The 7,705-nt window shown below is 70.5% G+C and carries 6 protein-coding genes and 1 rRNA gene; 5 read left to right on the forward strand and 2 right to left on the reverse strand.

The window, feature by feature from the left end; translation table 11 throughout:
- Window positions 1-220: 220 nt before the first annotated feature.
- The 5 genes from DEP02_RS02030 to DEP02_RS02050 are packed head-to-tail and all read left to right on the forward strand — an operon-like array spanning window position 221 to window position 6,948.
- Window positions 221-1,078: a DUF8175 domain-containg protein gene (locus tag DEP02_RS02030; protein ID WP_112465576.1), complete on the forward strand. Its 858-nt coding sequence runs from the start codon at window positions 221-223 to the stop codon at window positions 1,076-1,078.
- A complete protein-coding gene (locus tag DEP02_RS02035) occupies window positions 1,068-2,399 on the forward strand; it encodes a hypothetical protein (protein ID WP_112465577.1) in 1,332 nt (443 codons plus the stop codon). The genes DEP02_RS02030 and DEP02_RS02035 overlap by 11 nt, the downstream gene beginning before the upstream one ends.
- Window positions 2,396-3,955 (forward strand): SCO6880 family protein, encoded by a 1,560-nt coding sequence (locus tag DEP02_RS02040; RefSeq protein ID WP_112465578.1) that lies wholly within the window; start codon window positions 2,396-2,398, stop codon window positions 3,953-3,955. Before DEP02_RS02035 ends, DEP02_RS02040 begins: the two co-directional genes overlap by 4 nt.
- Window positions 3,956-3,969: 14 nt before the next feature.
- Entirely contained in the window at window positions 3,970-5,394 is a 1,425-nt protein-coding gene (locus DEP02_RS02045) for an ATP-binding protein (protein WP_112465579.1), read from the forward strand.
- Window positions 5,395-5,406: 12 nt separating this feature from the next.
- Window positions 5,407-6,948 carry a type IV secretory system conjugative DNA transfer family protein gene (locus DEP02_RS02050; RefSeq protein ID WP_112465580.1) on the forward strand — a complete coding sequence of 514 codons (1,542 nt, stop codon included), beginning with the start codon at window positions 5,407-5,409 and terminating at the stop codon, window positions 6,946-6,948.
- 4 nt (window positions 6,949-6,952) lie between these two features.
- On the opposite strand, the gene DEP02_RS02055 is transcribed toward DEP02_RS02050, so the two are convergent.
- Complete coding sequence (locus tag DEP02_RS02055; protein ID WP_112465581.1) at window positions 6,953-7,525, reverse strand: GNAT family N-acetyltransferase; 573 nt, start codon at window positions 7,523-7,525, stop codon at window positions 6,953-6,955.
- 104 nt (window positions 7,526-7,629) lie between these two features.
- Window positions 7,630-7,705 (reverse strand): 5S ribosomal RNA (gene rrf / locus DEP02_RS02060); the annotation flags it as partial.

The following is a 7,705-nucleotide window of genomic DNA, read 5'->3' on the forward strand; positions in this document are numbered from 1 at the left end:
GCACACCCGCGCATGCCGCGCACGGTGCTCCGTCCGCGCCGTGATCCAGACCCTCCGGGCGCGCCCGGTGCCCCCGCTGCCCCCACCCACCCACCGTGCCCACCGGCTGAGGTTGCGTTTCCCTGATGTCGAGTCACCACACCGCGTCCACGCGGGAACCAGCACGGCTACCGTCGTACTTCTACGCGTTCCGGTACGAGGTCGAGGGGGCGTACGGGGCATGAGCCACGGAGACGAGCACGGGTACGGCGACCCGGCGCGCGCCGACGACGGGCCGTACCAGGGCGGACAGACCCGTACCCGGCTCCCGGACCGGGCCGGCGACCCCTACGGCGGCGCCCGGCGCGGCAGCCGCTCGTCCTCACGCAGTCTGATCACGGTGGTCGCCGTGGTCGTCCTCCTCATCGCCGCGATCGCCTTCGCGAACCGCTCGGGCGGCGACGGACCCTCCTCGGCGGACAGCAACGGCGACGGCAACAAGCCGAAGGCGGCAGCGACCGCGGCGAGCGGAACACTGCCGGTGCAGACGAAGACGGACGGCATCCCGTCAGGGTTCGCACACGACGAACAGGGGGTGCAGAGCGCTGCCGCGAACTACGCCGTGACGCTCGGCTCCACCGGCATGTTCAAGAAGGACAGTCGGCACGCCATCCTCGACCTCCTCTACACCCCCGACGCGGCGGCCAGACTCCAGGGGCCCATGGACCAGGCCTACTCGGCCGACTTCCTCAAGAAGATGGGCCTGGACGCCAACGGCAACCCGCCCGCCGACAGCACGTTCGTCTCACGCGTGGTGCCCATCGGCACCACCGTGCGGCAGTACAGCGACAACAGCGCCGAGGTCGAGGTCTGGTACGTGGGGCTCATCGGCATGTCCGCCCAGACCTCGACCGACCCGGTCACCTCCTCCTGGAAGACGTGGACGTTCGATCTGCAGTGGTCGGGAGACGACTGGAAGATCGTCTCCGACGCGCAGAAGGACGGCCCCGCCCCGGTCCCCGGTGACGACAGGGCCGCCACCTCCGACGAGATCCGCAAGGCCACCGAAGAGTACGGAGGGTTCACGTATGCCCGGTAGCAAGCAGCGCCTGCTGGGGCTCACCGGAGTCGTGGCAGCCGTGCAGACGTCGGCCGTGCTGCTGGCCACCCGCGCCGCCGCCGCGCCCACGCCCAGCCCGACGCCCACGCCGACGCAGAGCGGGAACAACTGCGACCTCATCGTCGGCAGGGCCAGGCAGTACTGCGAGCGTGGCAACAGCAGGAGCGGCGACGACTCGACGTACAACGATCCCACCTCCGCCCTCGACCCCCTCTCCTCCCTCGCCAAAGGCTGTGCCGACGCCGCCTCCTGGACCGTCACCAAGCTCAGCAAGGCCGTGCAGGAGACGGCGAACGTCGACTTCACCAACCAGAAGTTCCTGCAGCAGTACGCCGTCGTGTTCGCCGCGTCGACGATCCTCACCCTCCTGCTCTGGCTGCTGGCCGTGGCCAAGCGGGCGGTGCGCGGCGTGCCGCTGGCCACCGCGCTCTCGGAGGCGGTCGGCTTCCTCTGGCTGACCGTGCTAGCCTCCGCCTTCACCCCCCTGATCCTCTACACGGTCGTATCGGCCACCGACGGCGTCTCCGACGTGCTCGCCAAAGCGACCGGCGACCAGGCGGACACGTTCTTCGGCACGTTCTCCGCCGCGCTGAGCAAGGGCGAGAACATCGGTGGCGGCCCGATCATGCTGATCGTCGTCTCCCTCGTCACCATCCTCGCCGCCGGCGTGCTCTGGCTGGAGCTGGTCCTCCGCGCCGCCCTGCTCTACGTCGGCGCACTGCTCGGCACCGTCGTCTACGCCGGACTGGTCGACAAGAACCTGTGGGGGCACGTCCGCCGCTGGGCCGGAGTCATGATCGCCGTGATCCTGGTCAAACCGGTCATCGTGATCGTGCTCGGACTCGCCGGCGCCCTGTCCTCCGGCGACAACGGACCCGGTGCCTTCTCCGCCGTCGTCTCCGGCCTCGCCATCATCCTGCTCGCCATCTTCGCCAGCGCGATGATCTACCGCTTCGTCCCCGGCTTCGGCGACGAGATCGCGGCCGGCCGCAACAACCGCATCATGCGGAGCGCCGAGGGCAAGGCCGCGGCCGTCATCAGCTCCCCGGCGACCCTGGTCGCCCAGGGCATCAAGACCCACAGCACCCGGGCCGACAGCAACGGCGGCGGCCACTCCTCCGCCCCACGCCAGGCCAACCCCGCCTCCGGTGGCGTCGCCGCACACAGCACACGCGCCCCGGACGGCGGCGGTGGCTCCGTCCCCGCACCCGCTCCCCGCGCACCCAGCCCGGTGACCACCCCGCACGCAGGCAGGACCCGCAACAGCAGTACCAACCGCACGGGAGGTGAAGGGCGTTGACGACCGATTCCCACGTGTCCCACACGATCACGCCCCGCCGTACGTATCTGATCGGCCGCGCCCGGCCGAACGCGATCATCGGCCGCAACCGCGAGACCGGCGAGATCGCCCTGATCATCGCTGGCGCGTTCATCGGCATGATGTGCGGGCTCGTCGTCCCCGTGCTGTCCCTGCGCATCGTGCTGCTGACCGGCTTCCCACTGCTCGCGCTCGCCGCGGTCTACGTGCCGTACCGGCACCGCACGTTCTACAAGTGGTTCGAGATCAGCCGCTCCTACAAGCGTACGGTCAAGAAAGGCGCCGTCTACCGCTCCGGCGCGATGGAGGCCGGCACCCGCCTGGACGGACGCGAGATCGAGATCGGACCACCGCCCGGCATCGGCCGCATCACCTGGCTCGCCGCGCCGTTCGGGCCGGACGAGATCGCCGTACTGCTGCACGCCGACCGCAAGACGGTCACCGCCGCCATCGAGATCGAGGGCCCCGGCGTCGGCCTGCGCGACTCCGAGGACCAGGAAGCCCTCGTCGACCGCTTCGGCACCCTGCTCAAGCACGTGGCCAACGGCGACGGCTTCGTCACCCGCCTGCAGATGCTCGCCCGCACCCTGCCCGCCGACCCCGACGCCCACGCCAAGGACGTCGCCGTACGCGGGAACGACCGGACACCGGCCTGGCTGCAGCGATCGTACGACCAACTGCAGTCCATGGTCTCCACCAGCAGCGAGCAGCACCGCGCCTACCTCGTCGCCTGCATGACCTACAACCGCGACCTCGCCGCCGAGGCCCAGGCCATGGCACGGGCCGCCCGGCCCCTGGCGGGCCGCAAACTGGACCGGGACGCCGGCCTCGCGGTCGTCATGGCCCGCGAGCTGACCGACATCTGCTCCCGGCTCCAGGAAGCCGACATCCGCGTACGGCAGCCGCTCGGCCAGGGACGGCTGGCCTCGCTGATCCACTCCATGTACGACCCGGACCACCCCATCGACCACATCCAGGCGATGACCAGGCGCAACGCCTGGCCGGCCGAGCTGGACGCCAGGCAGCCGACCTACCTGCAGGCCAAGACCCGCGAGTCCGCCACCCGCGAACCCTGGTGCCACGCCACCGCCTGGGTCAAGGAGTGGCCCATGACCCCGGTCGGCGTCAACTTCCTCGCGCCCCTGCTCGTCCACACCCCCGACGTCATCCGCACGGTCGCCGTCACCATGGACCTCGAACCCACCGAGGTCGCCATCGAACGCATGCTGACCGAGAAGACCAACGACGCCGCCGAGGCCAGCCGCTCCGCCAAGATGAACCGCACCGTCGACCCGCGCGACGTACAGGCCCACCACCGACTCGACCAGCGCGGCGAGGACCTCGCCAGCGGCGCCGCCGGCGTCAACCTCGTCGGCTGGATCACCGTCTCCTCCCGCTCCCCCGAGGCCCTGGCCCGCGACAAACGCACCATCCGCGCCTCGGCCGGAAAGTCCTACCTGAAGCTGGAGTGGTGCGACCGCGAGCACCACCGCGCCTTCGTGAACACCCTCCCGTTCGCCACCGGAATCCGAAGGTAGGGGCTGATGCTCTGATGCGGGACCCGCTGACCGCCCTCACGGACGCCTTCACCTCCTTCCTGTTCGGGAAGGTCGAGACGACCCGGCTGCCGGTGAGAACGTCCACGGGCCAGGCCCAGGCGGTCTACCTGCCCACCGCCGCACCCGGCCTCGGCGACTCGGGCGTCATCATCGGCCGCGAGGTGTACTCCGGGAAGGGCTACATCTACGACCCCTTCCAGCTGTACGGCCAGCAGCTCCCCGCCCCCCACTGGCTGGTCCTCGGCGAGTCCGGCAACGGCAAGTCGGCCCTGGAGAAGACCTACGTCCTGCGCCAGCTCCGCTTCCGCGACCGCCAGGTCGTCGTCCTGGACGCCCAGGGCGAGGACGGCGTCGGCGAGTGGAACCTGATCGCGGAGGAGCTGGGGATAACTCCCATCCGGCTCGACCCGATGGCCGCCCTGGACCACGGCATCCGCCTCAACCCCCTGGACCCGGCGATCACCACGACCGGGCAGCTCGCCCTGTTGCGGACCATCATCGAGGTCGCGATGGGCCGCGGCCTCGACGAACGCTCCGGCTTCGCCCTGAAGGTCGCGCACGCCTACGTCAACGAGACGATCGTCGAACGCCAGCCGGTGCTCTCCGACATCGTCGAGCAACTACGGCACCCGGAACCGGAGTCCGCCGAGGCGATGAACGTCGCCATAGACGACGTACGCGCCTGGGGCCTGGACGTGGCCCTGGTCCTGGACCGCCTGGTCGACGGCGACCTGCGCGGCATGTTCGACGGGCCGACGACCGTCGGCATCGACCTGGACGCCCCGCTGATCGTCTTCGACCTGTCCCACATCGACCGCAACTCCATCGCCATGCCCATCCTCATGGCGATCGTCGGCGTATGGCTGGAGCACACCTGGATCCGCCCCGACCGCAAGAAGCGCATCTTCCTGGTCGAGGAGGCCTGGCACATCATCAACAGCCCGTTCGTGGCCCAGCTGTTCCAGCGGCTGCTGAAGTTCGGGCGCCGGCTGGGTCTGTCCTTCGTGGCGGTGGTGCACCACCTGTCGGACGTCGTCGACGGAGCAGCGGCCAAGGAAGCGGCCGCGATCCTGAAGATGGCGTCGACCAGGACGATCTACGCCCAGAAGGCCGACGAGGCACGGGCGACCGGCCGGGTGCTCGGCCTGCCCAGGTGGGCGGTCGAGATCATCCCGACCCTGACCCCCGGTATCGCCGTGTGGGACGTCAACGGCAATGTCCAGGTGGTCAAACACCTGGTCACCGAGACCGAACGCCCCCTGGTCTTCACCGACCGCGCCATGACGGAGTCCTCCAGCGACCTCGTCTCCGACGACGTGCTGCGCGCCGCCGAACGGGAGGCGGAGGAGCGCGCGGCGGCCTTCATGGAACAGCACATCGCCGACCTGGACGGCTCCTCCGAGTCGACGGTCGCCTAGGGAGACGCACGCGTGAGACCGGACGACCGCGACCACAGGCAGGTCCCACAGGGCGGCCGGGTCGGCCAGGGTGGCATCCCCGACGGCCTGCTGGTGGGCATCCTCGCCTTCCTGCTCGGCATGACCCTGCTGGTGTGGACGGCCACCGGACTCGCCGGCCTGTTCGCCCACGGCTCCTGGCCGTCCGGGCTCGCGTTCACCCGTACGCCGCCGGCGATGCGCCACCTCATGGGTGACCCGCACGACATGCCCGGCGCCTGGCCGGACACGCCTCCGGGGCAGCTGTCGGGGTACGGGCTGTTCTGGGGGCTGTTCATCGGCCAGCTGATGGTGCTGTTCGTGCTGACCGTGTTCGTGATGGGCACGGTGGCCCGGTGGAGAGCCGTACGGCTGCGCAGCCGGATGGAGGCAGCGGCGGCCGCAGCGGCGGCCCGGGAACGGGCGGCGGCACCGGAGCCGGAACCCGCGCCTCGGAAAACGCCGGAGCCGACACCGGTACGGCACAAGGTGCCCGGCCGGCGGACGGCCACGGAACCCGAACAGCCGCTCGTGGAGACGCGGCGGGCAGAGGCACCGCTGATGCCGCTGGGAGAGCCCCAGGACCCGGCGGAGCCCGAACGGATCAGCGGGTGGCAGAAGGTCCTCGTCGCCCCGAGGGAGAGCCGCCGGGCCACAGCCGCCCAGGTCGTCCGGGACGCGGCGGGCCCGGCCCTCGTCCTCACCTCCCACCCCGCCCTCTGGCAGGACACGAAGGACCCCCGCGCCAAACTGGGCCCGGTCCTCCTCTACGACCCCGCCCACCTGTGCGACACCCCGGCCCGCCTCCACTGGTCCCCCACCGCGGGCTGCGAGGACAAGGCAACGGCGGCGTCGAGAGCCACGGCGCTGCTCGCCCCGGTCCGCCCCACCGCCAAGATCGACCAGGCGATGGCCGACACCGCGGAAACCCTCCTGCGCAGCTTCCTCCACGCCGCCGCCGTCGACGGCCGCACCGTCCGCCACGTCCACCGCTGGGCGCAGGGCACACAGGTCCAGGAGGCGGTACGGGCCCTGCGCACGAATCCCAAGGCCGCCTCCGGATCGGCCGGCGAGCTGGAGGCGGCACTCACCTCGCACCCCGAGCGCCGTGACATCGCCCAGGAGTTGACCAGCCGCGCACTGGCCTCACTGTTCACGGTGAACGTCCGCGACGCCTGCATTCCCAACCGAACTGATGCGCTCGCCTTGGATTCCTTCATCAGCGAAGGGGGAACGCTTTACGTGGTGGGGGAATCCATCGAGGATCCCCGCACCAACCCGGGTGCGATGCCCCTTCTGACGGCACTCGCCTCAAGCGTGGTCGAGCACGGCCGGCGCATGGCCGAACGGTCATCCTCCGGTCGGCTCGACCCACCACTCACGCTCGTCCTGGACGATGTGGCCGCCGTCGCCCCGCTGCCCCGGCTCCCCGAGCTGCTGGCCACCGGAGCGGACCACGGCATGCCGACACTGGCCCTGCTCCGCTCCCGCGAACAGGCCCGCGCCCGCTGGCCGCACGACCATCTCCCGACATGACGACTCAGACGACTCGGGGGCGCTCGAGCACGTACTCCAGCTCGGACTCGCCCGAGTGGCCCGGCAGCGGCACGGTGATCCCGCTCGGCTGGAAACCGACTCTGCCGTAGAAGCGCAGGGCCCGGCCGTTGTCCTCGTGCACAATCAGCCGCACCCGCTCCGCGCCGATCCCCCAGGCCCACTGAAGGGCCTCGTCGAACAGCACCTCGGTCAGCCCGCACCCACGGTGCTCGGGCCGCACGTACACGCCGACGACGTGCCCTTGCCGCCGCTCGACCGGAAAACCGGCCCAGTCCGCCGTGCCGGCCTCCTCCACGAGCACGGTCAGGCTTCCGACCCACTCACCGTCCGGCCCCTCCACGATGAACTGCTGCGCGCCGGTCGCACCCACGGCGGCCCCGGCCGTCCGCTCCTGCCAGTAGGAATCCGGCTTGGCGACGGCATCGTCGTACGTCTCCAGGAAGGCGAGGTGCGCCACGGGGTCCTGCAGCGCAAGCAACCGCAACGCCTTCACGGCGGGCCACTCATCGGCGCGCACCGACCTGATCACATAGTTCCCGAGGGCCGTGGTAGTCATACCGGCCACCGTAGTACCGGGGTACCACCCCGATCACCCGAAATACTGCCCCCGGAAATGCAGAAAACCCCGCACCTCACGGTGCGGGGTTTTCTTTAATATTTGTTCGGCGGCGTCCTACTCTCCCACAGGGTCCCCCCTGCAGTACCATCGGCGCGGTGAGGCTTAGCTTCCGGGTTC

Origin of the sequence: Streptomyces triticisoli (genome assembly GCF_003270085.1) — a bacterium.
Classification (GTDB): Bacteria; Actinomycetota; Actinomycetes; order Streptomycetales; family Streptomycetaceae; genus Streptomyces; species Streptomyces triticisoli.

Excerpts from the sequence above, each read along its gene's own strand:
- DEP02_RS02030 (WP_112465576.1), top strand. The coding sequence starts at position 221 with ATGAGCCACGGAGACGAGCACGGGTACGGCGACCCGGCGCGCGCCGAC.
- DEP02_RS02035 (WP_112465577.1), top strand. The coding sequence starts at position 1,068 with ATGCCCGGTAGCAAGCAGCGCCTGCTGGGGCTCACCGGAGTCGTGGCA.
- DEP02_RS02045 (WP_112465579.1), top strand. The coding sequence starts at position 3,970 with ATGCGGGACCCGCTGACCGCCCTCACGGACGCCTTCACCTCCTTCCTG.
- DEP02_RS02055 (WP_112465581.1), bottom strand. The coding sequence starts at position 7,525 with ATGACTACCACGGCCCTCGGGAACTATGTGATCAGGTCGGTGCGCGCC.